This window comes from Streptacidiphilus sp. BW17 (genome assembly GCF_041262485.1).
Taxonomy (GTDB): domain Bacteria; phylum Actinomycetota; class Actinomycetes; order Streptomycetales; family Streptomycetaceae; genus Streptacidiphilus.
The window spans coordinates 228,266-254,609 of sequence record NZ_JBGCCR010000004.1; the positions used below are offsets into that span (position 1 = coordinate 228,266).

A 26,344-nucleotide genomic window follows, 5' to 3' on the forward strand; every position below is an offset into this window, starting at 1 on the left:
CAGATCCGGTAAAGAACCCCGGACCGCGACCACCGGGGGCACTCGCGCCACTCCGAGAGCTCTACGCTGAAGCAATGGCACAGGTAACCGATCCGGCAGCAACGGCGGCGCCTCTCTCCGTGCTGGTGGTCGAGGACGACCAGGGCATCGCCGACTCCCTGGTGCGCGGGCTGAGCAGGGCCGGCTACGCGGTCCGTTGTGTCGGCACCGGCATCGACGCGCTGGCAACACGGCCGGTTCCCGACGTGGTGCTGCTCGACCTCGGCCTGCCCGACATCGACGGCGTCGAGGTGTGCCGACGGATGCGCCGCCAGTCCGACGCCGCGATCATCGTCGTCACCGCGCGCGGCGAGGAGGCGGACCGGGTCGCCGCGCTGGACGAGGGGGCGGACGACTACCTGGTCAAGCCCTTCGGGCTGGCCGAGCTGCTGGCCCGGCTCCGGGCCGTGCTGCGGCGGACCCGCCCCACCGGCGCCGAGCTGATCGTCCACGGCCCGCTGACCGTCGACCCGCGCACCCGCCGGGTGACCGTCGGCGGCGAGGAGATCGCGCTCACGCCGAAGGAGTTCGACATCTTGCACTGCCTGGCCGTCGACCCGGGCCGGGTGGTCACCCGTCAGGAGATCCTGGAGCGCGCCTGGGACGCCCACTGGTACGGGCCGACCAAGGTGCTGGACGTCCACATGGCCGCGCTGCGCCGCAAGCTCGGTGTGCCCGGCCTGGTCGAGACCGTCTACGGACGCGGCTTCCGTCTCGGCAGCGACTTCACCACCGCCCCTGACCCCGACACCGACTCCAGCACCGGCCCGGACTCCAGCGCCGAACCCGGCTCCAGCACCGACGCCGACGCCGACAGCGCGACCTCGTGACCCGGCGGATCGCCCTCAGCGTGCTGGCCCTGGTGGTCGCGCTGCTGGTGCTCGCGGTGGTCCCGCTCGGCATCTCGATGACCCAGCGGGAGAACGACTCGTTCCGCGAGGAGACCGCCGCCAAGGCCAGGACCATCGCCTCCGCCGCCGAGGAGCACCTCTCCGACAACCGTCCGGACACCGACGCCCGCGAGCAGATCGAGGCCGCGACCGACGCGGGCGACTGCGCCCAGGTCTACGACGCGCACGGCGCGCTCTTCCTCACCACCCCGTGCAAGGCCGGGCCGCTCCCTGCGGGCGCGGTCGCCGAGGTGCAGCGGACCGGGCAGTCGCAGACGGTCCAGGACGACAGCCGGATGGCGATGGTGGTCCCGGTCGGCGACTCGGTGCCCGCCTCGGGCGTGCTGGTCTTCTCCCGGTCGACCGACGACCTCAACGACCAACTGCTCGCCATCTGGGGCTGGCTCAGCCTGTGCGGGCTGGGGGCGCTGGTGGCGTCGATGCTGGTGGCCACCCGGCTGGCACGCTGGGTCGGCCGCCCGCTGGTCTCGCTGGACGACGCGGCCGCCCGGCTCGGCGAGGGCGACCTGACCGCGCGCGCCGAGGTGACCCAGGGGCCGCCGGAGGTCCGACGGCTCGCGGCGACCTTCAACTCGATGGCCGCCCGGACCGAGAACCTGATCCACGGCCATCGTGCGGTGATCGCCGACGTCTCCCACCAACTGCGCACCCCTCTCACCGCGCTGCGCCTCCGGCTGGACCTGCTGGCCGCCGACGCGGCCGCCGATCCCGAGGGCGAGGACGACACCGCGCACGAGCTGGCCGGAGCGCAGGAGGAGATCGCCCGGCTCTCCCGGATGGTCGACGGCCTGCTCGCGGTGGCGCGCGCCGAGAACGCGGTGCCGCGCCAGTCCTCGGTCCGGGTCGACCAGGTGGTCGCCGACCGGATCGCCGCCTGGCAACCGGTCGCCGACGAGCGCGAGACCCGGCTGCGGCCCCGTGGCGGCCACGGCGTGATCGTCTCGCTCGGCGAGGGCGACCTGGAGCAGATCCTCGACAACCTGATCGCCAACGCCCTGGAGGCGGTGCCGGCCGGCGGCTCGGTCGAGCTGGTCACCTCACGGGACGCGGAGCGCGGTGAGGTCCGCCTCTCCGTGGTCGACCACGGCCCGGGGATGGACCAGGACGCCCGCGAACGTGCCTTCCGTCGCTTCGACTCGGGCCGGGAGAGCGGAACCGGACTGGGCCTGGCGATCGTCCACCGCCTGGTGACCGCGAACGGCGGCAGGGCCGAACTCGAGCAGACGCCCGGCGGCGGGCTGACCGTGCACCTGCTCCTCCCCGCCGCCCCGCCCGAGGCGCGCGCCCCGCGCCGCGACCGACGTCCGCCGCGCAGCGGGCTGTCAAACCCAGGCCCGAACGGATGATCCCCGTCACCTTCCGGGCCGTGCGGGAGCTGCGCGAACGTGGACCCTTGCCAGTTCTTAGTAATTCCTGAACCGGAATCCGACCTCTCCCTGGGCACGCTGGACGAGCAGACCGCCCCACCCTCACCTGTCCAGGAGGAGTCAAGGATGGACTCGACCGAACATCCGGCCGCTGCCGACCGCGCTCGTTCCCATCGCCGGGACCGTTCCGTGCGTCGGGTCGGAGCCACCACGCGCTGGGTCACCGTGGCCGCAGCCGCCGGCTCCGTCGCGCTGGCCACCGGCTACGCCTCGGCCTCGACGCCCGCCGCCGGGGCGCACAGCAGCACGGCCGCGCCGAGCCCGGACGCCTCCCACGTCGCCCACACAGCGAAGCCGTCCGCGAAGCCGAGCCCCACCCACACGGTCGCGCCCAAGCCGAAGCCCCACATCACCCCCACGGTGGCTCCCCACACCGTGGCCCCGGCGCCGGTGCAGCAGCCCACCACCGCGCCCGCCCCCGCCTACACGCCGCCGCCCGCTCCGGCGCCCGTTCCCACCACTGCGGCCCCCGTGCCGACCCAGGCGGCCCCGCCGCCCGCACCCGCGCCCGCGCCGTCCCAGACCACGACGGGCGGTTCATGACGATGCTCGCCCAGGAGCCCGGCCAGGCCGTCTTCCCGGTCTTCGGTACCAGCGGACATCTGCTGGTCAGCGACCCGGGGCTGCTGCCCGAGGCCCTGGTCAGGCTCCAGTCCGAGCTGGCCGCGATCGACGTCGCGTGCAGCCGCTTCCGTCCCGACGCCGAGCTGGCCCGGGCCAACGCCATGGCCGGGTCGACCGTCGTGGTCGGCCCCCTGCTCGCGGAGGCCCTGGACGTGGCCTGGCGCGCGGCCGAGGAGACCGGCGGGATCGTCGACCCCACCGTCGGCGCGGCCGTCCGCGGCCTCGGCTACGACCGCACCTTCGCCTCGCTGCGCCCGGAGCAGGTCGGCGCGGCCACGACCACGCCCGCACCGGGGCTGGCCGGCATCGAGTGGGAGCCCGCCCGGCGTCGGCTGCGACTGCCCGCGGGCGTCGCGCTCGATCTGGGCGCGACCGCCAAGGCCTGGGCCGCCGACCGCTGCGCCGCCCTGCTCGCGCAGAGCACCGGGTGCGGCGTGCTGGTCAACCTCGGCGGCGACCTGGCCGCCACCGGGCCCGCGCCCGAGGGCGGTTGGCGGGTCGGTGTCGCCGACGACCACCGCGCGCCGCAGCCCGACTCCCCCGTCGTGGCCGTGGAGCGCGGCGGACTGGCCACCTCCGGCACCGCCGTCCGCGCCTGGACGCGCGACGGCCGCCGGGTGCACCACATCGTCGACCCGCGCACCGGCCGTAACCCGCAGCCGTGCTGGCGCACCGTCACGGTCGCGGCTCGGTCCTGCGTCGCCGCCAACACCGCCGCCACCGCGGCACTGATACTCGGCCCCGAAGCCCCCGACCGGCTGCGTGAGGCCATGCTCCCCGCCCGACTCGCGCACGAGAACGGCGACGTCGTCCGCGTCTGCGGCTGGCCCGCGGACGCGCCCGCTCCCCGGCGAGGTGCCGCATGAACCCCGCGCTGACCCCTGCTCTGCACTCGGCCCTGCTGGCCGCGTCCAGCGGGCCCAGCCCGCTCTGGTACGCCACCCGCGCGGGCGGCACCATCGCGCTGGTGCTGCTGACCGCGACCCTGGCCCTCGGCATCGCCGTCGGCGGACGCCACGAGCCGCGAACCTTCGCCCGGTTCGAGGTGACCTCGCTGCACCGCAACCTTTCCGTGCTGACCCTGGTCTTCCTCGCCATCCACATCGTCACGGCGATCCTGGACACCTTCGTACACCTCGGCTGGTGGATCACCCTGGTGCCCTTCACCTCCGGGTACCGCACTCTCTGGCTCGGACTCGGCACCGTCGCGTTCGACCTGATGCTCGCCGTCGCGATCACCAGCGCGACCAGCGGCATCCGGCTGCGCATGGGTCAGCAGCGCTGGAAGGCGGTGCACTGGCTCGCCTACGGCTCCTGGCCGATCGCGGTCTTCCACGCCGCCGGCACCGGCACGGACACCACGTCCACGCTCCAACTCGCCCTGTACGCCGTCTGCCTGGCCGTCGTCATCGCCGCCGTCTGGTGGCGGCTGTACCGCGCCGGGCCCGCACACCGCGCCCTGCGCCTCTGGACGGGCGTGGCAACCCTGGCGGTCCCCGTCGCCCTCGCCGCGTTCCTGCACGTCGGCCCGCTGGCCCCCGGCTGGTCCCACCGCGCCGACGCATCCGTAAGTCCCGTGGCAACCATGGAAGGAGCCGTGACCCGATGACCGCAGAAGCCGCCTACGACTCCTACGACTCCGTCGACGCCACCCGGGCCCTGCCGCTCGCCGACGGCTCCCGGCCCGGCCCGCACGGCACCCGGCTCTTCTCCGGCTGGTTCACCGACGGCCGCCCGGCCGACCTGACGGACCATCTGGACCGCTACGGTCCGCCGCCGATCGAGCGCGCCGCCGGACGCCACGGGCACGAGTCCGCGCTGATCCGCGCCGCCGAGGCGGCCGGGCTGACCGGACGCGGCGGCGCCGCGTTCCCCACCGCGATCAAGATGCGGGGCGTCGCGTCCGGTCGCGGTCCGGCCGTGGTCCTGGCCAACGGCATGGAGAGCGAGCCGGCCAGCTCCAAGGACCGGACGCTGCTCCAGCTCGCCCCTCACCTGGTCCTGGACGGGATCGCGCTGGCGGCCCAGGCGGTCGGCGCCGACGAGGCCCACCTCTGCGTGGCCCGTCCCCGTACCGGGCAGATCCGCGAGCTGCGCGCCGCCCTGGCCGAGCGCGCGCAGCGCGGCCTGGACCGGATTCCGGTACAGCTGCACGAGCTGCCGCACCACTACGTCTCCAGCGAGGAGACGTCCCTGGTCAACTGGCTCAACGGCGGCGACGCCCGGCCGATGTCCACGCCCCCGCGCCCGTTCGAGAAGGGCGTCGGCAAGCGCCCCACGCTGATCGACAACGTGGAGACCCTGGCCCACCTGGCGCTGATCGCCCGTTACGGCCCCGAGTGGTACCGGGAGGCGGGCGCACCCGACGCGCCCGGCACCACGCTGGTCAGCCTCTCCGGCGCGGTCCGGCACCCCGGCGTCTACGAGGCCCCGATGGGCGCCACCATCGGCCACCTGCTCAACCACGGCGGCGGCCCGAGCGGCCCGCTCTCCGCGATCCTGGTCGGCGGGTTCTTCGGCAGTTGGCTCCCCGCCCGGACAGCTGCGGAGACCCGGTTCACCAAGGAAGACCTGTCCGCCCTCGGCGCGGGCCCCGGCGCCGGAATCCTGGTCGCCCTGCCGCACCAGGCCTGCGGACTGGCCGAGACCGCCTCGATCCTGAGCTTCCTGGCCAACAACAGCGCCCAGCAGTGCGGCCCCTGCCGCTTCGGCATGCCCGCCGTCGCAGACGACTTCGCGACGCTGGCCTTCGGCGAGGCGGATCCGTCGGTCCTGATGCGGCTGGAACAGCGCGCCGGTCTGCTCGCCGGACGCGGGGCCTGCCGCCACCCCGACGGGGCCTCCCGCCTCGCCGCCACGGCGCTGCGGACCTTCGCCGCCGACGTGCAGAACCACCTGCGCTTCGGCCCCTGCCCCGGCACCAACCTGCCCCCGGTGCTCGACGTCCCGGACAGCCCTGTCCCCGACCCGGAGGAGTGGAAGTGAGCGTCATGCCGTTCACGCGGTCCCGTGAGCTGACCCTGCGCATCGACCGGATCGCCTGCGAGGGCCACGGAGCCTGCGCCGAACTGCTGCCGGAGCTGCTGTCGCTGGACGAGTGGGGCTACCCGATCGTCCACTCCGCGACCGTCCCGCCGGAGCTGTCGGCGCACGCCAAGCGCGCCGTCGCCGCCTGCCCGGTGCTGGCGCTGCGGACGGACCGCTCCGCGCGCTGAGCCGGCCCGTCGGATAACCTGCCCGGGGGCCTCCGGGGCCTCCGTGGCCTGAACGAGTTCTTAGTCATCGATCATGCAGACTCTCCCCGACAGGCCCGCCGTAGGCCCGTCCGGAAGGAAGCACCGGTGACCACTGCAAGCGTCGCGCCGTCCCGCCAGGAGCAGCGGCAGTCGCACGGCCCCGAGGGCAACGCCCAACTGACCGGTGCCGTGGGGACCGTGCTGCTGGTGCTCTTCGCCGTGCAGGGCTTCACGATCCTGTCGCTGACGCAGCTGCTGCCGGTGCACTTTTTCTTCGGCATGCTGATCATCGGCCCCGTGCTGCTGAAGATCGGCACCACCGGCTACCGCGCCTTCCGCTACTACACCGGTGCGCCCGCGTTCCGCCGCCACGGCGCCCCGCACCTGGCGCTGCGGCTGCTCGGCCCGCTGCAGATCCTGATGTCCGTCGCGTTGCTGACGACCGGCATGACGCTGGCGCTGGTCGGCCCGGGCACGCTGGCCCAGCAGGTGCTCTTCCTGCACAAGGCCTCGTTCTGGCTCTGGGTCGGACTGACCTCCATCCACGTGCTGACCCACCTGTGGCGGCTGCCCCGGCTGGTCGGCTCGGAGCTGCGCCGCGACGCCGTCCCCGGGCGCGGCCTGCGCTGGACCCTGCTGGCCTCCTCGCTGGCCACCGGCGCCCTGATCGCCCTCTGGGGCCAGCACCTGGTCACCAACTGGGGACGCTGAGCCGACACCGCAGAAGGCCGCCCCCGCTCGACGCGGGGGCGGCCTTCTTGCTTCACCTGGGTCAGGAGACCGTCAACGGTGTGGAGAGGGCGACGTCGTACGGCGTCGTGTCGTCGTTGTCGATCTGCACCTGGTAGGCGCCCGGCTGGACGGTCGGCGCGGCGGCAGAGTCGATGTCGCCCTGGCTCACCGCCAACTGCCGCAGGTCGAAGCTGATCCGGACGGTCTTCGACTGCCCGGCGGCCAGGTCGACCCGGGTGAAGCCGACCAGGCGCTGCGGCGGGGCGATGGTCTGGTCACTGACCGGCTGCGCCACATAGAGCGGCACGATGTCGGTCCCGGCCCGACTGCCCGTGTTGCTCACCGTCACCGTCGCGGTGACCTGGCCGCCGCGCGCGGATGCCGTCGGCGCCACGCTCAGGTCCTTGACCGCGAAGCTCGTGTAGGAGAGGCCGTAGCCGAACGGGTAGAGCGGATTGTAGGCGTGGCCCGCCCCCGAACCGGTGCCCGGGAGTTGGTCGAAGAACTTCGGCTCGTCGCCGAGCGGCGAGGGCGCGGTGCCGTTGAAGTCACCGCCCACCGTGGTCGCGTCCGAGGCCCAGGTGATCGGCAGCTTGCCGCTCGGGTCGATCGTGCCGAACAGTGCCTGCGCCACGGCCTGACCGGCCTCGGTGCTGCCCTGGAAGTCCATCAGCACGGCATTGGCGTTCTCCGCCGGGCCAAGGCCCAACGGTCGTCCGGCGATGACGACGACGATGACCGGCTTGCCGGTGGCCTCCAGCGCGGAGATCAGCGCCTTCTGGTCGTCGGCCAGCGCCGGGGCCGGGTTGTCGCCGAGCCCTTCGGCGTAGGCCTTCTCGCCGACGGCTACCACGTACGCACTGGTGCTCGACGAGTCGGCCACGGCAGTCGCCTGGTCGGGCGCGTAGACGGCGTTCGGGTCCATCGACTTGATGCCACCCAGCACGGTCGTCCCGGGCGGGATCTGGTTCGGGTCGCCCATGCAGCAGACGTGCCCGGCCCCGGCGACACCCTGCCAGCTGACGCTCCATCCGCCGAGCTGGTTGGTCATCGAGTCGGCGCTGGGCCCGGTGACCACGATGTGGCTGCCTGCGGCCAGCGGCAGCGCGTTGTTCTGGTTGCGCAGCAGGACCAGCGACTCCTGGGCCGCCTTGAGGGTCTGGTCACGCCCGGAGGTGACGGCGGCGTCGGCGGACGACGCGTCGACGCAGGGGGCGTTCGCGTCCGTCAGACAGGGCAGGTCGAAGAGACCCAGCTTGAACTTGAGCGTGAGGATCCGGCCGACGGCCTGGTCGATCCGATGCTGGGAGATCCGACCGGTCCGCACGTCCTGGAGGATCGCCTGCTGCCACGAGGCCGGGTCGTTGACCTGCATACTCATGTCCACACCGGCGTTGACCGCGGCGGCGATGGCGCCGGGCAGGTCGGCCGCGATGTGGTACGTCGTCTGCAGCGCGGTGACGTCCTGGTAGTCGCTGATCACGACCCCGCCGAAGTGCATCTGGTTCCGCAGGATGTCGGTGAGCAGGTAGTGCGAGGAGGTCGCCGGGACGCCGTTGATCGAACCCGAGTCGACCATCACGGTGTCGGCGCCCGCGTCGATGCCCGCCTCGTAGGAGGGCAGGATGGTGGACTGGAGGTAGTTGAGGGGCAGCAGCGCCTCGTCCCGGTCGTGGCCGTTGATCGACTGCGAGTAGCCCGCGAAATGCTTGACGGTCGCGCTGACCGGCAGCGAGCCCTTGGGGCCGGGGGCCTGCATGCCCGTGATGTTCGCGGCGCCCATCGCCTCGGCGAGTGCCGGCTCCTCGGACCAGGTCTCGTAGGTGCGGCCCCAGCGGGGGTCGCGGGCCAGGTCCTGGACCGGTGCGAAGTCCCAGTTCCAGCCGGTGGACCGAAGCGCGTTCGCGGTGACCTGGCCGCCCGCCTGGGCGAGCGACGGGTCCCAGGTCGCGCCCATGCCGAGCGACTGCGGGAAGAGCGGCGCCTGGTACGGGTGCCCGAAGCCGTGCACGGCGTCGACCCCGAAGAGCAGCGGCAGGTGCAGCCGCGAGTGCTGGATCGCGTAACTCTGGATGATGTTGTACTCGTTGGCCCAGTCGTAGCCGGTGTTCCCGGTCCCGCCCTTGCCGGTGGTGTCGACCGGGTCGTTGGTGCCGCCCGCCAGCACCGAGCCCACGTTCTGGCCGACCAGGATCTTCTGCATGCAGGACGGGTTGGGCACGTTGAAGCCGTTGTCGGCGCAGGTGGCGCCGTTCGGGTCGGTCAGCGTGGTGACCAGCTGCTGGTCCATCTGCCCGACCTTCTCCGGCAGCGTCATGGCGTGCAGCAGCGCGTCCACGCGGGTGGCGACGGGCAGGGACCGGTCCAGCCACGCGGCGGAGCCCGACGCCGAACCGGCGCCCGGGGCGCCCCGGCCGGCGGAGGCGGCGGAGGCGTTCCCGCCGGCGGTGAGCAGCGGGACGGCCAGGGCGACCGCAGCGGTCGCCGTGGCAGCCGCCAACAGTCGGGGATGGCGGGTGGCACTGAAGAGCTGGGCACTGAAGCTGGAGGATCTGGGGATCGTCACGAGGACTCCTGGTTCGGGCCGTTCGGCTTCGATCGGAAGGGAGCGCTCTCTCACAGGCCGTCAGGCATGCCCCACCACCGCGCGGCGCGGGCATGCGTTCAACTGATGACGCCTCACATGGAGCCACTGATGCGGCACGAGCGTCAAGACTGCTTACAGCGTTGACTTCTTGAACGCAGGTGCCCTCCTGGGCGCCGACGCCGTCATCTCGTCAAACACAGGGACGGCTCAGCCGAGCGCGCGCGATCGCTCCCCGACGACGGGCGACCCCCGGTAGGGTCAGTTCCTTCCGCCCCCACGAAAGGCCCGCACAGGTGTCCTCCACCCGGCCGTGCTCCACTCCGGAGTCCTCCACGGAGTCCTCCACGCGGCTCCGCCTGCGCGCCGAGGCCGACCTCGACGCCTGCGTGCGCGTGCTGGCCGAAGTCCACGAACGCGACGGCTACCCGCAGGACTGGCCCGACCTCCCGGCCGCCTGGCTGACGCCGCGTCGGATGCTGACGGCCTGGGTGGCGACGGTCCCTACGCCTCGCGGCGATAACGGTACCGTCAACTGCGGTGCTGGAACCGGGATCGCGGGCCATGTCGCGCTCTCCGCGAGCGGGCCGGGCGACTCCGCACCGGCGCTGTGGAGCAGGGCGACCGGCCGTCCCGAGGCCGAGGCGGCCGTGGTCAGCCGACTCTTCGTCGGCCCCGCCGCGCGCGGACTCGGCACGGGCGCACTGCTGTTGACGCGGGCGACCGAGGAGGCGCGCCGTCGCGGTCTCGCGCCGGTCCTCGACGTGGTGACCACCGGCGCCTCCGCCGTCGCCCTGTACGAACGCGCGGGCTGGTCCCTGCTCGGCACGGTCGACCAGCAGTGGGGACCGGACCGCCTTGTCCCCGTCCACTGCTACGCCGCACCCGCGTGACGGCTTCTCAGCTTCTCCGCTTCTCGGCGCGTCGGCGGTCCTCAGCCGAGGCCGTCCGGACCCTGCAGCAGTTCCGCGATGCGCGCGTCGACCTGCTGCCGGTCGTAGCCACGCCAGGCCACGTCGAACGCCGGCGGCTGCCCCTGCGCCTCCCCCTGCGCCGGAAGGTCACCGCGGGCGAGCGCCGCCAGGAAGGTGTCCACCTGCGCACGCGCGTATCCCCGCCGCACCACGTCGAAGCCCGTGCGGACAGCGTAGTGCGCTCAGCCGCTGTACCCGAGACGCTTCGCCGCGAGTCCGGTCAGGATCTCGTCCGCGCCGCCTCCGATGGCGAGGATGCGGACGTCGCGGTAGTGGCGCTCGATCTCCGACTCGCGCATGTAGCCCATGCCGCCGTGGAGTTGGAGGGCCTCGTGGACCACCCACTCCGCGGTCTCCACCGCCGTGTTCTTGGCGAAGCACGCCTCGGTCACCACGTCCTCGCCCGACCCGTCGCCCGACCCGCCGCCGGCCCCGCCGCCCGCGATGTGGCGTTCCGCCACATGGTGGGTGTAGACGCGGGCGACGTCGATCCGCCGCGCCATCTCGGCGAGCGTGTGCTGGACGACCTGACGGGAGATCAGCGGACGGCCGAAGGTGTGCCGCGCCCGGCACCAGTCGACGGCCAGGTCGAGCGCACGCTGGGCATGCCCGTACGCCTGCGCCGCGAGCGCGAGCCGCTCGGTGACGAACTGCGTGGCGATCTGCACGAACCCGCTGTTCTCCGCCCCCACCAGGTTGGCCACCGGCACCCGCGCGTCCGTGAAGGACAGCTCAGCCGTGTCCGAGCAGCGCCAACCCATCTTCTCCAGCCGCCGGGTCACCGTGAATCCCGGCGTGCCGCGCTCCACCACCAGCAGCGAGATCCCGTGCGCGCCCGGTCCGCCGGTGCGGACCGCGGTGGTGACGAAGTCGGCCCTGCAGCCGGAGGTGATGAAGGTCTTGGCCCCGTTCACCACATAGTGGTCGCCCTCCCGGCGCGCGGTGGTGCGAATCGACGCGACGTCGGAGCCGGCGTCGGGTTCGGTGATGCCCAGCGCACCGATCGCCTCCCCCGCCAGCACCGGCCGGACCCAGCGGTCGAGTTGGGCCGGGTCGCCCGCCGCGACGAGGTGCGGCAGGGCAATGCCGCCGGTCAGCAACGACGCCACCAGCCCGCCCGAGCCGCCCGCGCAGAGCAGTTCCTCGGTGACGGCCAGGGCGTCGAGCAGATCCCCGCCTCCGCCGCCGAGCGCGGTCGGCAACGCGACGCCCAACAGCCCGATCGCGGCGGCCTTGCGGTGCAGCTCGCGCGGGAGTTCGCCGTCCTGCTCCCACCGGTCGAGCTCGGGCAGGACCTCGGCCTTGACGAAACGCCGTACCAGCGCCCGCAGTTCGCTTCGCTCAGCGGTCTCGGTCACGACTCCTCCCGCATCCTGGTCGCGTCCATGCCCGTCACACCGCGTCCGGCTCCGGGCGGTCCGGCGAAGGCCTGGGCGATCCGCAGCCAGGTGGCGGCGTCCGGGCCGACGGCCCGCAGATCGGTGTCGGCAAGGGCCCTGCGCTGGGTGACCAGCAGGCAGAAGTCCAACGCGCTGCCGCTCACCCGCTGGTCGGCGCCCTCCGGCCCGTAGCCCCAGACGCTCCCGCCCTGGCCGCCCGGCGCGCGCAGCTCCACCCGGAACTCGGCGTCCGGCGGCGTCAACCCGTGCACGGCGAAGGCGAAGTCGCGGGTCCGGACGCCGAGTCGGGCGATGTGGCGCAGCCCGTCGGTGGGTTCGCGGACCAGGCCCAGCGCGTCGTGGACGTCCTGGCCGTGCGCCCAGGTCTCCATCAGCCGCGCCGTGGCCATGGACGCCACGCTCATCGGCGGCCCGTACCAGGGCAGTCGCAGCTCCGGCGCGGCGTCGGACAGCGCCCGCGACAGTTCCTCGCGCCCGGCACGCCACTGCGCCAGCAGCCGCTCACGCGGCCGGGCGGCCCACTCGCGCGCACATGCGTCGACGTACGCGTCACCGGCCTGCAACGCGCGGACGCGCTCCTCGGCAAAGGCCTCCGGCGTCCGGACGGCGAGGAGCGCCTTGGCGTCCGTCCAGGCCAGGTGGGCGATCTGGTGGGCGACGGTCCACCCCTCCGCCGGGGTGGGCGTGGCCCAGTCGGTCTTCTCGTCGGCCACCACGGCGTCGATACGCCGTGACTCGGTGTCAAGGTCGGCCAGGATCGGCCGTGGGTCCGCCATGGATCGTCTCCCACTGCTGCGTTCCGGACAGCTCGCGCGTCGACGATGACACGGCGTCAGAAAAGAATCAATGACGCCTGATTGTTTTGCCACCCCGGCACAACCGGGAAATCCGTGAGCGCCGAGGAGGTATCCGCCGTCCGAGTGGTTGCCGGAGCAGACCCGGCTCGTTGTTCCGAGTATGAACACGGACGCACCGGAAGCCGGCCCTGCAGTCGCGGGCGAAGAAACGTTCCAGCAGACGTGGCTGCCAGGCCGCGAACCGGAGTCCGCGCAGCATCCGCGGCCGGCGCTCGCAGCTGCTCCAACACCCACTCCAACACTGGAACCGAAACTGGAGCCGGAGCCGATCTACGCCGACCTGTCCCGCGTCTGGGTGCGCGAGGGCCGGACCGTGCCCGGGGTCCCCGACCAGGAGTGGCAGCATCTCGCCCGCGCCGCGCCGCGCTTCTTCACCCCGCCGCTGTCGTCCGGCCTGCTCCCCGGCCCGCGGAGCGAGTCCTCGGGCCGCCATCGCCGCGACCCGGACAGCGGCGACGGCGGCGAGCAGCATGAACGGCGCGAGCAGCAGGACGCCTGAGAGAGCGCCCAAACCTCACGCGCCGCTCCCCCAGAGCGACGCGACGACCGCGCGGGTCGTCACCCGGAAGAGCCGGTCCACGTCCGGCGGTTCGGCGAAGGCCCGGGCCAGGCCGGGGTCCTGCTCGGCGGTCGCGTCGTCCCACAGGTCCGGCTCGCCGGGATGCTGCACCGGCGCGCGCTCGCGGTTGCGCTCCACCAGGACGAAGCCGACGACGTGGAACTGGACCGCTCGCACCGCCTCCGCCGCAGCGGCCCCGCGCAGCCCCGCCGCGTGCGCCTCATGGGCGAGGGCGCGCTGCGCGGGGAGCATCATCCGCTCGGTCAGCCCGCGTTCGTGCACCAGCGCGATCAGATGCGGGCGGGCGCGCAGCTTCCGGCGCAGCTCCAGGGCGACGGACTCGGCCCGAGCGGCGGGCGTGGCGCCCTCGGCGCGGATCCGGCCCATCTCGCGTACAGTCCGGGCGACCAACTCGTCCAGCAGCGCCTCGCGGTTGCCGACATGCCAGTAGATCGCGGTCACGGCGCAGCCGAGTTCGGCGGCGAGCCGTCGCATGGTCAGCGCCGCGGGCCCCTGGGCGCGGACCAGGTCCGCAGCGGCGTCCAGGACCGCGTCCTTGCTGAGCCTGCCGAGCCGCTCGTTCACCACCACGTGTCCCTCACCTCCCCTTGGGTCCCCTGGGGGATCAAAACTGACGCACCATCAATTCTCCTCCTCCAGCGCCGCCGTGGCCGACCTCCCGGCATCGGCGACCCGCTCCAGGAACTCCGCGATCACGCGCAGCTCCTCGGCGTCGTAGTCGGAGCAGATCTGCCGCACCGCTCCGTTCATGCCCGCGAACTGCTGGAACACCTCCCCGCCGCGCTGTGCCAGCGCCCGGACCAGCACCGCCCGCCGGTCCTCCGGCGCACGCTCGCGCACGATCCAGCCGTCCCGTTCCAGCCGGTCCAGGATCCCGGTGACGGTGGCCGGATGCAGGCCCGCCGTCCGAGCCAGCGCGCCGGGACCGATCGGGCCGAGACGACTGATGAGGTCCAGGCAGTCCATGTCGACATCGCGCAGCCCGAGCCGCCCGCTGACCCGGCGGTTCAGCTGCGCCAGCTGGATCCCGAGCTCGCGCAGGCTCTCGGTCACGTCACGACGGACCACGCCGCGCCCCTCTGGTCGAGATGTTTTGGAATCCATATGATATCGTCTCCATAGAGTACGGCGTACAAAGTAGACCCTACCCACGCCCACCCCAGGGAAGACGCCATGAAGCTCGTCATCGTCGCAGCGACCGGCGGCATCGGCCGCCAGCTGCTCGCCCAGGCCCTCGCCGCAGGACACCAGGTCACCGCCGTGGTCCGCACCCCGTCCAAGCTCGACGCCGACGTCCCGGCGGTGACTGTCGACCTCTCCCGCCCGGATCCGGAGGCCCTCCGCACCGCCGTGACCGGCGCGGACGCGGTGCTCTCCGGCCTCGGCGCCCGCACCAAGGCCGACCACGGCGTCGCCACCCGCGGGACGGTCGCACTGGTCGACGCGATGCAGACCGTCGGCACGCAGCGCCTGGTCCTGGTCAGCGCCGCCCCGATCGGCACGGTCCCGTCCCCCGCCCGGCCGAACCCACCGCGTCACGACCCGGGCGACGGCCTCTTCATGCGTCATCTGCTCAACCCCATGGTCAAGCAGGCGTTCAAGGGCCACTACGCCGACCTGGCCGCCATGGAGGACGCCGTCCGCGCCTGCTCCCTCGACTGGACCCTCATCCGGCCGCCGCAGCTCACCGACGGCCCCCGCACCGGCGACTACCGCACCGCCCTCGGCCGCAACCTCAAGGGCGGCACCAAGATCTCCCGCGCCGACGTCGCCGACCTGATGCTCCGCACGCTGACGCGACCGGAGTCCGTGCGGCAGGTTGTCGGGATCGCGTACTGACGGGCCGTCAACCTGGCCTAGTCTCGGGAAATGACACAAGGCCCTATCCCCCAAGGCCCGATCACCCGCGATGTGCTGATGACCCTGGACGAGGCGCGGGATCGCATCCTCGCCCGCCTCGACGGGCTGAGCGACGCGGAGTACCTGTGGCAGCCCGTCCCCGACTGCCTGACCGTCCGTCCCTCCGACGACGGGGGCCGCTTCCGCGCGGATCCGCGACCGGGGCGGGACGTCACGCCCGCGCCGTTCAGCACCATCGCCTGGCGGATCTGGCACATCGGCGCGGACTGCCTGCGCGGCTACGACCGGTACTTCAAGGGCGGGTTGGTCGTTCCGGCGGACGACAGCCGGGACTGGCCCGGCACGGCTGCCGAGGGCATCGCCCTGCTGGCCGAGGACTGGGGCCGGTTCCGGGCCCGGGTCGCCGCGACGCGCGACGCGAGGCTGGTCGAGCCGATGGGACCGATCGCGGACCCCTACGGCGCGGACAGCTACCTCGCGCTCGCCCTGCACGCCCTGGACGAGGTCGCGCACCACGGCGCCGAAGTGGCCGTGCTGCGCGACCTCTACCTCCACGGACTGCGCTGATCCCTGCTGCTCACACCACCTGACTATGCGTCAGCGATGCGAGGTGTACTGCACCACCTGCTGGTAGGTCGGGCGGTTCTGCCAGTTCATGTTGGGGTCGGTGACGCCGCCCAGCGGGCGCTGGACGATGGAGTCGGCGCACCACTGGTCGCCCGCCGCGCAGGTGCTGTCGGCGGGGTAGACCTGGGAGGCCGGTTCGGCCGCCGCCTGCTGAAGGGTCATCAGCAGCAGCTGCCGGCACTGGGCCAGGTCGCCGCCGCCGCAGTACGGGCGGGCGAGCGGGTCGGCCGGGTGCTGGCCCAGGACCGTGCGCAGGTCCAGGTCGACGTAGGACCACCAGCCGAACTGGAACGACGAACCCTTGTGCGGGATCGACTGGCTGGCGTCCGACGGACCGTCGGACGGGCCGGTCTGGCCGCCCGAGGGCGACTCGTTGATCTGCAGTGCGCCGATCATCGCGTTGAACAGGTCCTGGCCCATGTCGGGTTGGAACTCCGCCTGTACGAACAGCGGCCACCAGGCGTCGAAGGTCTGGATCGTGGAGGCGTCCGCGTAGGTGTGGCTGCCGGCCGACGTCTCCCTGCGCTGCGCGCCGCCCGCCAGCCATGCCTGCAGCTGCGCGACCAGGGCCTTCTGGGCGGGGTCGGTGACCGGCGCGCTGTTGATGACGGCCAGCAGCTCGGGCAGCACGTCCTCACCGCGCAGGTCGGTCACGGCCGCGTTCTCCATCGCCTGGGTCAGCGTGGCGCGGGTGATCTTCTTGCCCTGCTCGGCCCCCGCGACGAGCGCCCGCACCCGGCTGTCGAGCAGGTTGGCCCGGTGGACCGGCCCGTCACCGAAGTTGGCGGAGGCGTAGCCGGTGGCCTGCTTGTTGTTCCAGGAGACGTAGTAGTCCTGGTCGACGCTCTGCGGGTGCTGCACGGGCGGGGTGTAGGCGGCGGTGTACGCGGCCGGGTCGAAGTCCGTCCAGGCGTACTGTGGCGTGCCCCAGGTGGGCAGGTCGGCCGCGACGGTCGCCGGACGCACCGGGTTCAGGCCGGAGTTGTAGTAGGCCGTGTGCGCGTCGTCGACGTAGAACCAGTTGAAGGTGAAGTCGATGTGCTGCGCCGCCTGTTGGAAGGTCTGCGGTGAGTCCACCGCGCCCGGGTCGTTGAGCATCTGGAAGCCGATGATCGAGTCGGCCTCGTGCATGTACGTCGAGCGCAGCGAGGTGTACGCGACCGGGACGCCCTGCACCGTCGCCCGCGAGGCGACCAGGCCGTACGCGGTCCGGTACATGATGAGCTTGTACGAGCCGGCGGGCGTGCTGTCGGCGAGGGTCGGACTCCAGGAGTCGTCGCGCTCCAGCGGGGTCATCGGCGTGCAGACGCCGTTGTCCAGGTACGCCATCGAGTCCTTGGTGGCGGGCGTGCCGTTCGTGTTGCAGAGCTTGACCGCGTAGGTGTCGGTGATGTCCTGGCCGGCGCTGGTGGCGCTCCAGGAGTAGTCCTGGCCACGGCCGAGCTCCACGTAGAAGCTGAGCCCGGCGAAGGACGCGCCACGGGCGCTGATCCCCGGACCCTGGATCTCCTCCAGCATCAGCAGCTGCGGCGCGAAGTAGCCGGTCTGCGGGCCGAAGACGGCGACCGGGTGTCCGTCGTCGGTGTACTTGCCGGAGACGACAAGGGCGTTGGACATGCCGTGCTTGGCGGTGAGCAGGTTGCCGGGCACCACGCCCTGGTCGAACACCCCGGCCAGCGGCCGCAGTCGCGCGGGCGCCTTGGCCGCCTGCGCCTTGTCCTCGCTCTTGACCGCGGCCTTCGCCGCCGTGGTGGCCGCGGTCGTACCGGAGCTCGACGCCGCTGATCCCGTCGGGTCGAAGACGAGCTGCTGCGGGGTCACCGAGCCCGGGTCCGGCATCGCGACACCCTGCGGCTTCGGCGGATCCTGGCCGTAGTTGTAGCTCTGGCCGTCGTGCAGCGTGGTCACCGCGCTCGACGCCTCGCGCTCACGGAACGAGTTCCAGACCTGGTCGCCCTCCGTGGCCCCGTACTTGGCGTCGGCGGCCTCCTTGACCAGCGCGGACTGGATCTGGTTTCCGCCGCCCGAGCCGAACAGCGCGCCGATCACCGAGGACAGCGCCACGAGATCGGTCAGCTTGAACGGCTGGATCGCACCCTGGTTGGTGATCGCGTTGACCTGCCCGGTCAGGTCGTACTCGCCGGGAAAGGTACGGGAGTTGTAGGCCTTGGTGATGTACGCGTTGATCCCGTCGACGTACGCCTGCGCGTCGGCCAGCGCCTGCTTGCCGCGCGGGCCCTGGTTGGCCACGGCGTCGATCTGCTGCTGCAGTTCGCTCTCGGTGTAGGGGGCGGCCTGCCAGAAGCTCTGCTCCAGCTGCCGGTTGGCGAGCGCGCCACCGGCGAAGCTGCTCAACTCCCCGCGTCCGACGTGCCGGAACAGGTCCATCACCCACAGCCGGTCCTGCGCTGCGGCGTAACCCGCGCCGTACTCGGTGCCGTAGCGCGTGGTCCCGTATATGTGCGGCGTGCCGGTCGACTTGTCCCGGACGATGGTGACGTCGGTGCGCGGCTTGATGCTGCTGTCGACCTGACCCGGCGGGACGCCGAAGGACGAGTCGTTGAAGTAGCTGCCGAGGTCCGCGTCGGTGAGTCCGGTGTAGTCGTCCACCAGCGCGGCGTAGGGAGCGAGTTGGTCGTCCGTATGAGCGGGTCTGGTGCCGAACGCGCGGTTGCCGATGATGTCCAGCAGCGTCGCGTTGCCGTTCTCTCCCGGCGGCAGGATGTCGTTGCACTGCCCGCCGCAGTAGTCGTACGGGACCGTGGCCGCCGAGGTGCGCTGGGCCGTGTTCGGCGCCGTGCCTTCAGCCCCGGCCGTTCTGGCCACCGCTCCGGACGGCAACGCCAGCGCCACCGCGGTGACCAGTACGGCCACCGCGGCGACGGGTCGGGACCGCAGGAGGAATCGCCGCATGTCCGCTCCCTTCCCTTGCGTGAGCCCAGCTGATCCGGGTGATCAAGCTGGTCGAGTGGCCCTGACAGTAGGTCAGTTACTGACCGGTCAGGAAGGTGTCGGACAGCAGCATTTTTTCCTGCTCATGCCAGGGAGCCGGCCCGCTCCGCCGCCGAAACAGCCTCCGACTTGGTCAAATGACCCACTCTCGCCGGGATGTGGCGGAGCGAACAGTTACGCCGTCGTGACCCTTCCCCCTTCGCGCGGTTCGGAGTAACACCGTTACAGAGCTCGCCGAGGTGCTGAACTCGCCGAGCGGAACCCAGCGAAGGGACGGCACGCCATGGCACGCGTTCGTTACGGCCCGCGCACCGAGGCCGAGATTCAGGCAGCACGGGACGCCCGGTCCGTCCTCCCCGACATCTGGTCCACCGGTGTGGTGGCCGTCTGGGAGACGGACCCCGACGTGGTGGCGCAAGTGCTGCCCGCGCCGCTCAAACCCGGCGAGCGGCCGTTGGTCCGGGTCAACATCAGCCAGGTGGACATCTTCGGCTCGCCGCTCGGCGCCGGGTCGTTCGCCGTCGCCGCACAGCACGGCGCGCAGAGCGGCTGGTACCCGCTGGTGATGCCGATGACCACCGAGCGCGCGCTGACCGGCGGCCGGGAGGTCTTCGGCGAGCCGAAGAAGCTGGGCGAGGTGAGCGTCGCGCGCGACGGCGAGGCGGTCGTCGCCCGACTCGGCCGCCACGGCGTCGACTTCGTCGAGGTACGCGGCCGGGTCACCGGCGCGCTGCCGCTCCCGGAGGAGACCGAGAAGGTCGACTTCTACTTCAAGTTCCTGCCCGCCGTCGACGGCGACGGCTTCGACCTGGACCCGGTGCTGGTCCACTGCACCCGCACCGAGCGCGTCCGCAGGCTGGAGGCCGTCGACGGGGAGGTGATCCTGCGCGAGTCCGCCTTCGACCCGGTCGCCGACCTGCCGGTGCGGCGGCTGCTGGAGATCACCCTCGGCGAGAAGACCTCCGACCAGCGCGGACGCGTCGTCGAACGGGTCAGCCCGCAGGCGCTGCTGCCCTTCGTCCACCAGCGCTACGACGACCCGGCGCAGGTGCTCGACTCGGTCACGCCGCCTGCGGCCGCCCCGCCCCCAGCCACGACTGAGGAGGTCTGAATGGAGCTGACACCGGGTCAGGTCGCTGTCGTCACCGGCGCGGCGAGCGGCATCGGGCTGGCGATGGCGCAGCGCTTCGCCGCCGAGGGCCTGCGCGTCGTGCTCGCCGACGTCGAGGAGGCCGCGCTGGACAAAGCCGTGGCCGGACTGCGCGAACAGGGCGCGGAGGCGGTCGGGCAGCTCACCGACGTCTCCGAACGCGACAGCGTCGAGGCGCTGGCCGAGACCGCGTACCGGGCGTTCGGCGCGGTCCATGTGCTCTGCAACAACGCGGGCGTCGGCTCCGGCGCCGAGGGGCGGATGTGGGAGCACGAGCCCAACGACTGGAAGTGGGCCTTCGCCGTCAACATCTGGGGCGTCTTCCACGGCGTCCAGGCCTTCGTGCCGCGCATGCTCGCGGGCGGCGAGGCCGGACACGTCGTCAACACCTCCTCCGGCGACGGCGGCATCGCACCGCTGCCGACCGCGTCCGTCTACGCGGTGACCAAGTCGGCCGTGGTCACCATGACCGAGTCGCTCTACGCGCACCTGCGCGCCGAGGGAGCGCCGATCGGCGCGTCCGTCGTCTTCCCCGGCCCGCACATGCTGCGCACCGGACTGTGGGAATCGCACCGCAACCGCCCCGACCGCTACGCCAAGCAGCGCCCGCGGAAGACCCCGTACCGCAGCCTGGCCCAGTGGGAGGCTGCGATGGAAGCCGCGGGGCAGACGATCGAGTTCACGCCCGTCGAGGACGTGGCCGCCACCGTCGTGGACGGAATCCGCGCGGACCGGTTCTGGATGCTGCCGCCGAGCGAGCACAGCGACCGTCAGATCCGGGCCCGCTCGCAGTCGATGCTCGACCGCAGCAACCCGGCCTACCTGGAGAAGTTCGTCCTCGGCGACGACTGACAGCTCGCTGAAGCGGAGGAAGCGTGACCTACGACGACCCGTATCCGTACGACGACCCCTATCTGATCATCTCCTCGGACTGCCATGCCGGGCTGCCGACCGAGGAGTACCGCCCGTACCTGGAGACGGCCCACCACCGCGCCTTCGACGAGTTCCTCGCCCAGGCGGAGGCGCGCCGCGAGGAGGCGACCCGACTGGGCGTCCGAAACGAGGCCTTCGCGCAGAAGTGGTTCGAGGACCACGAGGAGGGTCTGCGCGGCGGCTGGGACGCCGTCCAGCGCGACAAGGAGCTGGACGGCGACGGCGTCGCGGGCGAGGTGGTGTTCCCGGACGCGGACGCCGTCGACTCGCGCACCGCCGCGCCGTTCGGCGTCGGTCTCGGCCTGAGCGGCGACCAGGACCCGGTACTCGGCATGGCCGGGGCCCGCGCCCACAACCGCTGGCTCGCCGAGTTCGTCCGCGCCGGCGGCAGCCCCGAACGCCGTTGCGGCGTGGCGCTGTTGCCGATCACCGGCGACCCGGACACGGTCGTGGCCGAAGTCCGCCGCGCCCACGCCGACGGGCTGGGCGCGGTGATGATCCCGGCCATGTGGGTGGACCAGGCGCCCTACCACGACCGGCGTTACGACCCGGTCTGGGCCGTCTGCGAGGAGCTGCGGATGCCGGTGGTCACCCACTCCGGCGCGGCGCCGCGCCACGAGTACGGCGACCATCTGGGCATCTACGTCACCGAGGTGACCTTCTGGCCGTCCCGGCCGCTCTGGTTCCTGCTCTGGTCGGGCGTCTTCGAGCGGTTCCCCGGGCTCCGGTTCGGCGTCGCGGAGTCCGGCTGCTGGTGGCTGCCCAACCTGCTCTGGTTCATGGACCGGCTCTACCTGGGCGCGCACGGCGGCAAGAAGCTCTCGCCGTTCTCCGAGCTGACCATGGCCCCGAGCGCCTACGTCGACCGCAACTGCTTCATCGCCGCCACCAACACCAAGCGCCGCGAACTGGCCCACCGCTACGAGATCGGCGTGGACAACATCTGCTGGGGCAGCGACTTCCCGCACCCCGAGGGCACCTGGCCGAACACCCGGCAGTGGATGCGCACCACCTTCCACGACATCCCGATCGCCGAGACCCGACGGATGCTGGGCGGCAGCTGCGCGGAGATCTTCGGCTTCGACACGGCGAAACTGGCCCCGATCGCCCGCCGGATCGGCCCGGCCCCGGCCGAACTCGGCCAGCCCGAGGACCAGTCCGCCGCCGAGGCCGCCTGGGCTCCGGCCAAGGCGGTCGGCCGGCACTGGCTGACCGGCCACGACTTCCCGTTCCTCGGCACGACCGCCCCGACGGAGGGGAGGACGCTGTGACGGCGTCGTCGGAGCAAGGACCCGAATCGCCCGTACCAGGCCCCGAGCGCTACACCGTCGTCTCCGCCGACTGCCACGCGGGCGCGGACCTGCTCGACTATCGTCCCTACCTGCCCGGTGCGCTCCACGAGGAGTTCGACGCCTGGGCCGCGCGCTACGTCAACCCGTTCACCGACCTGATGGCCCCCGAGGCCGCCCGCAACTGGGACTCCGACCGCCGGCTCGCCGAGCTGGAGCAGGACGGCATCGTCGCCGAGGTGGTCTTCCCCAACACCGTCCCGCCGTTCTTCCCCAGCGCCTCGCTGAGCGCCGTCCAGCCCACCGCCGAGGAGTTCGACCTGCGCTGGGCCGGACTGCAGGCCCACAACCGCTGGATGGCGGACTTCTGCGCCCAGGCACCGGGCCGCCGGGCGGGGACCTTCCAGATCCTGCTGAACGACGTCGACGAGGCCGTCGACGAGGTACGACGCTGCCACGCTGCCGGCCTGTCGGGCGGTCTGCTGCTGCCGGGCGTGCCGCCGGGCTCGCCGGTACCGGAGCTCTGGTCGGACGTCTACGAGCCGCTCTGGGCGGTCTGCGCCGAGCTGGGCGTCCCGGTCAACCACCATGCGGGCTCGGCCAGTCCGGAGCTGCGCGAGGAGCCGGCGGCGCGGGCCGTCTTCATGGTGGAGACCACCTGGTTCTCGCACCGGGCGCTGTGGCATCTCGCCTTCGCCGGGGTGTTCCACCGGCATCCGCAGCTCCGGCTGGTGCTCACCGAGCAGGGCTCCGGCTGGATCCCCGGCGTGCTGGACATGCTGGAGTACTACCACCGGCGGCTGGTCGGCGCCTCCACCCGGGCGGCCACGGCGGAGTCCAAGTTCGGCGCGGGACTGGCCGAGCTGATGGGCGACGGCCCGCGCACCGCGTGGGAGCGCAACTGCTATGTCGGCGCGAGTTTCATGCGGGCCCACGAGGTCCCGATGCGCGACCGGATCGGCCTCGACAAGATCATGTGGGGCAGCGACTTCCCCCACGACGAGGGCACCTACCCGTACACGACGGAAGCGCTGCGCGTCGCCTTCGCGGGCGTGCCGCACGACGAGGTCGCGGCGATGGTCGGCGGCAACGCCGCCCGCGTCTACGGCTTCGACCTCCCGGCGCTGGACGCGCTCGCCGCCAAGGTCGGCCCGCTGGCCTGTGAGGTCGCCCGCCCGCTGACCGAGATCCCGCCGGGCGCGACCAGCCCGGCCTTCGCCAAGGGTTCGTCCGTGCGGGTGTGGTGATGTTCAGTCCGTCGGCAGCAGGGCGGCGGCCGGTACGAGCGCTTCGGTGGCGCTGCCGGCCGGCCGCCAGCCCGGCCCGCGGAACAGGTAGCCGAGGCGCTCGCGCCAGCCCCCGGCGGCGGCGATGTCCTGGCCGATCGAGAGGTACTCGTGCGTCGCCACCCGCAGCGGGTTGAACGTCGTGATGTTCTTGGTCAGCCCGTAGACCGGCTGACCGGCCTCCTCGGTGAACGACCCGAAGAGCCGGTCCCAGACGATCAGGATGCCGCCGAAGTTCCGGTCCAGATAGCCGCCTTGGGACGCGTGGTGGACCCGGTGGTGCGAGGGCGTGTTGAACAGCAGCTCGACCGGCCTCCCGAGCTTGCCGATCCGCTCGGTGTGGATCCAGAACTGGTAGACCAGGCTGACCGAGGAACAGAACGCCACCGCTGCGGGCGAGATGCCGAGCGCGATCATCGGCAGGTAGAAGACGCCGAAGGTGAGGTCGGTCCACGGCTGCCGCAACGCCGTCGACAGGTTGTAGTGCCGGCTGGAGTGGTGCACCACGTGCTGCGCCCAGAGCAGCCGCACCCGGTGCTGGCTGCGGTGCGACCAGTAGTAGCAGAAGTCCTGCGCCAGAAGCATCAGCGGCACCGTCGTCCACCAGTGGACGCCGACCCGCAGCGGCGTCAGCGCGTAGACGAGGGTGTACAGCGCGAAGGCCGGGATCTTCCAGAGCAGGTTGGTGAGGAGACTGCCCAGTCCCATGCTGATGCTGGTCGCGGTGTCCCTGGTCGCGTAGCCCTGCTCGTCCTCGTCCGGACGGACCAGGAAGGAGACGATCTCGATGATCGTCAGCAGCAGGAACGCGGGTATGGACCACAGCACGGGATCAGGCAGATTCGGCATGCGGGCAGCGTAGGGGCGCCGACCTGCGCTGACCAGAGGTCGTTACCCGTCGGTATCCGACGCCGTACCGTCGTCGCCCTCGACCAGCAGCCGGGCGTAGTTCGCCATGGACCGCTGGTAGCGCGGCAGATGGGGCGCCAGCGCGCCGACGGCCAGGGACACCGCCTCACGACCCCGGCCCACCTCCACCAGGCACAGCGCGAGCGTCGCGGCGACGGCGTCCTTCAGCACGGCCGCGTCCGGGTCGTGGTTCTCCCGTTCGGCGGTCAGCCGCTCGATGGCCTCCTCGACACGGCCGATGTTCCGCAGCGAGCTCGACATCTGCACCACCGCCCGACGCCGCCGCATCCCGGCCAGGCCACGCTCCAGAGACTCCCGGTAGAGCGGCACGGCCTTGTCCGAGTGGCCGGTCGAGTCCCAGGCGCAGGCCCGCTCGAACGACGCGACCGGATCGCCGGCGGGCAGTTCGTCGGCCAGCCTGTCGATCCGCTCCCGGAACTCCGCCTCGGCCTCGCGCGCGTAGTAGCCGTCGATCTCGGCCCACGCCTCGTTGCTCCGGCGCTCCCAGTCGTTGACGTCGAGCGCACCCATGTGGATCTTGTCGGTCATGCCCGGAAGCCTGGCACAGCCGGACCGGGCAAGGCGAACGCGGTTGCCGGGGCACCCAGTGATCAGGGTCAGAGCGACAGGTCCACCACGACCGGGGCGTGGTCCGAGGTGCCCTTGCCCTTTCGCGCCTCGCGGTCGACGTAGGAGTCGCTGACCGCCCCGACGAACGGCTTGTTGCCGTAGACCAGGTCGATCCTTATCCCGAAGTTCTTGGGGAAGCTCAGCTGACGGTAGTCCCAGTAGGTGTACGGGTGGTCGTACTTGAGCGGGCGGGGGAACACGTCCGCCAGACCGACGTCCTGCAGGTCCGTCAGCGCGGCACGCTCCGCGGCCGTCACGTGCGTGGCGCCGTCGAACTTGGCGATGTCCCAGACGTCCGCGTCGGTCGGCGCGATGTTGTAGTCGCCGAGCACGGCGAACGGCCGGTCGCCCGCCGCGTCGGCGACCACCGCGTCGCGCAGTGCGCCGAGCCAGCGCAGCTTGTAGGCGTAGTGGGGGTGGTCGACCTCGCGACCGTTCGGCACGTAGACCGACCAGACCCGGACCGGCCCGCAGGTGGCTGCGACGGCCCGCGCCTCGACCTCCGGCTCGGCCGGGATCAGCGAATCCTCCGCGGCGGCGGCCGGGTCGAGGTAACCCGGCTGGCCCGGCAGGTCGCGGACCACGTCCTCGATGCCGATCTTCGAGAGGATCGCCACGCCGTTCCACCGGCCCGTGCCGTGCGCGGCGGTCTCGTAGCCCAGCTCGGCGACGGCGTCGTAGGGGAAGGCGTCGGTGGCGCACTTCAGCTCCTGCAGGCAGACGACGTCCGGCTGCGCCGAACGGAGCCACTCCAGCAGCTTCTCCAGCCGGGCGTTGACGGAGTTGATGTTCCACGTGGCGATACGAACGGTCATGGCCACAACCTACCGTCCGCCACCGACAGCGCCGCCGAAGCGGCCCCATCCCCGCGCCGGGCGACTACATCTGCATCGCCTGCGGCAGCAGCGACGCCAGGAACTCGCCCTCCAGCGGGTTCCCGTAGTCGCGCGAGGAGACGACCAGACCGTCCACCACCCGGATCACGTTGACGAAGCCCAGCGTGAACTCCGTGCCGTCGGCGCTCGTGCGGCCGTGGACACGGAACTCCGCGATAACGACCTCCGGATCGACGGTCTCGTGCAGCGCCACGACGTCGACCGCGTCGTAGCTCCACAGACCCTCGACGGCCTTCATTCGGCTGCGCAGCGTCTCACTCCCCTCCGTCCGCCAGGGGAAACCCGGCCGGACGAACGGCATCTCCACGACGACGTCCGGCGCGTAGAGGTCGGCGAGGTCGTCACGGCTCCCCTCGACCGTCGTACGCAGCAGCAGTTCGACGGTCTCGCGGGCGGTGCGGTGCTGGTTCGACATGGATCTCTCCCCTGTGGGACGGGCGCACGTACG

The 26,344-nt window shown here is 72.2% G+C and carries 27 protein-coding genes; 16 read left to right on the forward strand and 11 right to left on the reverse strand.

The window, feature by feature from the left end; all coding sequences use genetic code 11:
- The first annotated feature begins 74 nt into the window (after positions 1-74).
- The 8 genes from ABH940_RS06850 (at position 75) to ABH940_RS06885 (ending at position 6,948) form a co-directional block, all read left to right on the forward strand.
- The gene (locus tag ABH940_RS06850) at positions 75-869 is read left to right on the forward strand and encodes a response regulator transcription factor (protein ID WP_370104707.1); all 795 of its coding nucleotides are present in this window, start codon (positions 75-77) and stop codon (positions 867-869) included.
- Positions 866-2,296: an ATP-binding protein gene (locus tag ABH940_RS06855; protein WP_370104709.1), complete on the forward strand. Its 1,431-nt coding sequence runs from the start codon at positions 866-868 to the stop codon at positions 2,294-2,296. Before ABH940_RS06850 ends, ABH940_RS06855 begins: the two co-directional genes overlap by 4 nt.
- Before the next feature lie 147 nt (positions 2,297-2,443).
- Positions 2,444-2,920, forward strand: a complete 477-nt coding sequence (locus ABH940_RS06860; RefSeq protein WP_370069307.1) for a hypothetical protein — start codon at positions 2,444-2,446, stop codon at positions 2,918-2,920.
- Positions 2,917-3,867, forward strand: a complete 951-nt coding sequence (locus tag ABH940_RS06865; protein ID WP_370069305.1) for an FAD:protein FMN transferase — start codon at positions 2,917-2,919, stop codon at positions 3,865-3,867. Before ABH940_RS06860 ends, ABH940_RS06865 begins: the two co-directional genes overlap by 4 nt.
- Positions 3,864-4,610 (forward strand): ferric reductase-like transmembrane domain-containing protein, encoded by a 747-nt coding sequence (locus tag ABH940_RS06870; protein WP_370104711.1) that lies wholly within the window; start codon positions 3,864-3,866, stop codon positions 4,608-4,610. The genes ABH940_RS06865 and ABH940_RS06870 overlap by 4 nt, the downstream gene beginning before the upstream one ends.
- Entirely contained in the window at positions 4,607-5,986 is a 1,380-nt protein-coding gene (locus tag ABH940_RS06875) for an NADH-ubiquinone oxidoreductase-F iron-sulfur binding region domain-containing protein (RefSeq protein WP_370104713.1), read from the forward strand. Before ABH940_RS06870 ends, ABH940_RS06875 begins: the two co-directional genes overlap by 4 nt.
- Before the next feature lie 5 nt (positions 5,987-5,991).
- A complete protein-coding gene (locus ABH940_RS06880) occupies positions 5,992-6,216 on the forward strand; it encodes a ferredoxin (RefSeq protein ID WP_370104877.1) in 225 nt (74 codons plus the stop codon).
- A gap of 126 nt (positions 6,217-6,342) precedes the next feature.
- A complete protein-coding gene (locus ABH940_RS06885; RefSeq protein ID WP_370104714.1) occupies positions 6,343-6,948 on the forward strand; it encodes a hypothetical protein in 606 nt (201 codons plus the stop codon).
- 61 nt (positions 6,949-7,009) lie between these two features.
- On the opposite strand, the gene ABH940_RS06890 is transcribed toward ABH940_RS06885, so the two are convergent.
- Entirely contained in the window at positions 7,010-9,535 is a 2,526-nt protein-coding gene (locus ABH940_RS06890) for a glycoside hydrolase family 3 N-terminal domain-containing protein (RefSeq protein ID WP_370104717.1), read from the reverse strand.
- 314 nt (positions 9,536-9,849) lie between these two features.
- Between ABH940_RS06890 and ABH940_RS06895 the strand changes: the two genes are divergently transcribed.
- Positions 9,850-10,446: a GNAT family N-acetyltransferase gene (locus ABH940_RS06895; protein ID WP_370104719.1), complete on the forward strand. Its 597-nt coding sequence runs from the start codon at positions 9,850-9,852 to the stop codon at positions 10,444-10,446.
- A gap of 41 nt (positions 10,447-10,487) precedes the next feature.
- Here ABH940_RS06895 and ABH940_RS06900 read toward each other — a convergent pair whose 3' ends face one another.
- Genes ABH940_RS06900 through ABH940_RS06910 form a run of 3 tightly spaced genes read right to left on the reverse strand, consistent with a single transcriptional unit; the run spans position 10,488 to position 12,703 of the window.
- A complete protein-coding gene (locus ABH940_RS06900; protein WP_370104720.1) occupies positions 10,488-10,679 on the reverse strand; it encodes a hypothetical protein in 192 nt (63 codons plus the stop codon).
- A gap of 30 nt (positions 10,680-10,709) precedes the next feature.
- The gene (locus ABH940_RS06905; RefSeq protein ID WP_370104722.1) at positions 10,710-11,885 is read right to left on the reverse strand and encodes an acyl-CoA dehydrogenase family protein; all 1,176 of its coding nucleotides are present in this window, start codon (positions 11,883-11,885) and stop codon (positions 10,710-10,712) included.
- Positions 11,882-12,703, reverse strand: coding sequence for a TIGR03084 family metal-binding protein (locus tag ABH940_RS06910; protein ID WP_370104724.1), 822 nt, complete (start codon positions 12,701-12,703; stop codon positions 11,882-11,884). Before ABH940_RS06910 ends, ABH940_RS06905 begins: the two co-directional genes overlap by 4 nt.
- A gap of 181 nt (positions 12,704-12,884) precedes the next feature.
- Between ABH940_RS06910 and ABH940_RS06915 the strand changes: the two genes are divergently transcribed.
- Positions 12,885-13,283 carry a hypothetical protein gene (locus tag ABH940_RS06915; RefSeq protein WP_370104726.1) on the forward strand — a complete coding sequence of 133 codons (399 nt, stop codon included), beginning with the start codon at positions 12,885-12,887 and terminating at the stop codon, positions 13,281-13,283.
- 15 nt (positions 13,284-13,298) lie between these two features.
- Here the strand turns inward: ABH940_RS06915 and ABH940_RS06920 are convergent, their stop codons facing one another.
- The gene (locus ABH940_RS06920; protein ID WP_370104728.1) at positions 13,299-13,934 is read right to left on the reverse strand and encodes a TetR/AcrR family transcriptional regulator; all 636 of its coding nucleotides are present in this window, start codon (positions 13,932-13,934) and stop codon (positions 13,299-13,301) included.
- A 51-nt stretch (positions 13,935-13,985) separates the two neighbouring features.
- Positions 13,986-14,432, reverse strand: a complete 447-nt coding sequence (locus ABH940_RS06925; protein WP_370104730.1) for a MarR family winged helix-turn-helix transcriptional regulator — start codon at positions 14,430-14,432, stop codon at positions 13,986-13,988.
- A 105-nt stretch (positions 14,433-14,537) separates the two neighbouring features.
- Here ABH940_RS06925 and ABH940_RS06930 point away from each other — a divergent pair, with 105 nt between their 5' ends.
- Together ABH940_RS06930 and ABH940_RS06935 are read left to right on the forward strand one after the other, a co-directional pair.
- Positions 14,538-15,203, forward strand: coding sequence for an NAD(P)-dependent oxidoreductase (locus ABH940_RS06930; RefSeq protein WP_370104732.1), 666 nt, complete (start codon positions 14,538-14,540; stop codon positions 15,201-15,203).
- A gap of 30 nt (positions 15,204-15,233) precedes the next feature.
- Positions 15,234-15,791 carry a DinB family protein gene (locus ABH940_RS06935; protein ID WP_370104734.1) on the forward strand — a complete coding sequence of 186 codons (558 nt, stop codon included), beginning with the start codon at positions 15,234-15,236 and terminating at the stop codon, positions 15,789-15,791.
- A gap of 30 nt (positions 15,792-15,821) precedes the next feature.
- Here ABH940_RS06935 and ABH940_RS06940 read toward each other — a convergent pair whose 3' ends face one another.
- Entirely contained in the window at positions 15,822-18,764 is a 2,943-nt protein-coding gene (locus ABH940_RS06940; protein WP_370104736.1) for a penicillin acylase family protein, read from the reverse strand.
- 322 nt (positions 18,765-19,086) lie between these two features.
- Between ABH940_RS06940 and ABH940_RS06945 the strand changes: the two genes are divergently transcribed.
- The 4 genes from ABH940_RS06945 to ABH940_RS06960 are packed head-to-tail and all read left to right on the forward strand — an operon-like array spanning position 19,087 to position 23,422.
- Positions 19,087-19,914, forward strand: coding sequence for an acetoacetate decarboxylase family protein (locus tag ABH940_RS06945; protein WP_370104738.1), 828 nt, complete (start codon positions 19,087-19,089; stop codon positions 19,912-19,914).
- Positions 19,915-20,805 carry an SDR family NAD(P)-dependent oxidoreductase gene (locus ABH940_RS06950; RefSeq protein ID WP_370104740.1) on the forward strand — a complete coding sequence of 297 codons (891 nt, stop codon included), beginning with the start codon at positions 19,915-19,917 and terminating at the stop codon, positions 20,803-20,805. It abuts the gene before it with no gap.
- Positions 20,806-20,828: 23 nt separating this feature from the next.
- Positions 20,829-22,157 (forward strand): amidohydrolase family protein, encoded by a 1,329-nt coding sequence (locus ABH940_RS06955; protein ID WP_370069271.1) that lies wholly within the window; start codon positions 20,829-20,831, stop codon positions 22,155-22,157.
- Positions 22,154-23,422, forward strand: coding sequence for an amidohydrolase family protein (locus ABH940_RS06960; RefSeq protein WP_370069269.1), 1,269 nt, complete (start codon positions 22,154-22,156; stop codon positions 23,420-23,422). The genes ABH940_RS06955 and ABH940_RS06960 overlap by 4 nt, the downstream gene beginning before the upstream one ends.
- A 3-nt stretch (positions 23,423-23,425) precedes the next feature.
- On the opposite strand, the gene ABH940_RS06965 is transcribed toward ABH940_RS06960, so the two are convergent.
- The 4 genes from ABH940_RS06965 to ABH940_RS06980 form a co-directional block, all read right to left on the reverse strand.
- Positions 23,426-24,310, reverse strand: a complete 885-nt coding sequence (locus ABH940_RS06965) for a sterol desaturase family protein (protein ID WP_370104742.1) — start codon at positions 24,308-24,310, stop codon at positions 23,426-23,428.
- Positions 24,311-24,352: 42 nt separating this feature from the next.
- On the reverse strand, positions 24,353-24,919 hold the full coding sequence (locus tag ABH940_RS06970) for a tetratricopeptide repeat protein (RefSeq protein ID WP_370104744.1): 567 nt from the start codon (positions 24,917-24,919) through the stop codon (positions 24,353-24,355).
- A 68-nt stretch (positions 24,920-24,987) separates the two neighbouring features.
- Positions 24,988-25,815: an exodeoxyribonuclease III gene (locus ABH940_RS06975; RefSeq protein WP_370104746.1), complete on the reverse strand. Its 828-nt coding sequence runs from the start codon at positions 25,813-25,815 to the stop codon at positions 24,988-24,990.
- A gap of 64 nt (positions 25,816-25,879) precedes the next feature.
- The gene (locus tag ABH940_RS06980) at positions 25,880-26,311 is read right to left on the reverse strand and encodes a nuclear transport factor 2 family protein (RefSeq protein ID WP_370069261.1); all 432 of its coding nucleotides are present in this window, start codon (positions 26,309-26,311) and stop codon (positions 25,880-25,882) included.
- Positions 26,312-26,344 lie beyond the last annotated feature (33 nt).

Coding starts and splice junctions, on each gene's coding strand:
- ABH940_RS06870 (WP_370104711.1), top strand. CDS start 3,864: ATGAACCCCGCGCTGACCCCTGCTCTGCACTCGGCCCTGCTGGCCGCG.
- ABH940_RS06865 (WP_370069305.1), top strand. CDS start 2,917: ATGACGATGCTCGCCCAGGAGCCCGGCCAGGCCGTCTTCCCGGTCTTC.
- ABH940_RS06860 (WP_370069307.1), top strand. CDS start 2,444: ATGGACTCGACCGAACATCCGGCCGCTGCCGACCGCGCTCGTTCCCAT.
- ABH940_RS06935 (WP_370104734.1), top strand. CDS start 15,234: ATGACACAAGGCCCTATCCCCCAAGGCCCGATCACCCGCGATGTGCTG.
- ABH940_RS06880 (WP_370104877.1), top strand. CDS start 5,992: ATGCCGTTCACGCGGTCCCGTGAGCTGACCCTGCGCATCGACCGGATC.
- ABH940_RS06975 (WP_370104746.1), bottom strand. CDS start 25,815: ATGACCGTTCGTATCGCCACGTGGAACATCAACTCCGTCAACGCCCGG.
- ABH940_RS06970 (WP_370104744.1), bottom strand. CDS start 24,919: ATGACCGACAAGATCCACATGGGTGCGCTCGACGTCAACGACTGGGAG.
- ABH940_RS06875 (WP_370104713.1), top strand. CDS start 4,607: ATGACCGCAGAAGCCGCCTACGACTCCTACGACTCCGTCGACGCCACC.
- ABH940_RS06910 (WP_370104724.1), bottom strand. CDS start 12,703: ATGGCGGACCCACGGCCGATCCTGGCCGACCTTGACACCGAGTCACGG.
- ABH940_RS06965 (WP_370104742.1), bottom strand. CDS start 24,310: ATGCCGAATCTGCCTGATCCCGTGCTGTGGTCCATACCCGCGTTCCTG.
- ABH940_RS06945 (WP_370104738.1), top strand. CDS start 19,087: ATGGCACGCGTTCGTTACGGCCCGCGCACCGAGGCCGAGATTCAGGCA.
- ABH940_RS06850 (WP_370104707.1), top strand. CDS start 75: ATGGCACAGGTAACCGATCCGGCAGCAACGGCGGCGCCTCTCTCCGTG.
- ABH940_RS06915 (WP_370104726.1), top strand. CDS start 12,885: ATGAACACGGACGCACCGGAAGCCGGCCCTGCAGTCGCGGGCGAAGAA.
- ABH940_RS06980 (WP_370069261.1), bottom strand. CDS start 26,311: ATGTCGAACCAGCACCGCACCGCCCGCGAGACCGTCGAACTGCTGCTG.
- ABH940_RS06930 (WP_370104732.1), top strand. CDS start 14,538: ATGAAGCTCGTCATCGTCGCAGCGACCGGCGGCATCGGCCGCCAGCTG.
- ABH940_RS06940 (WP_370104736.1), bottom strand. CDS start 18,764: ATGCGGCGATTCCTCCTGCGGTCCCGACCCGTCGCCGCGGTGGCCGTA.
- ABH940_RS06950 (WP_370104740.1), top strand. CDS start 19,915: ATGGAGCTGACACCGGGTCAGGTCGCTGTCGTCACCGGCGCGGCGAGC.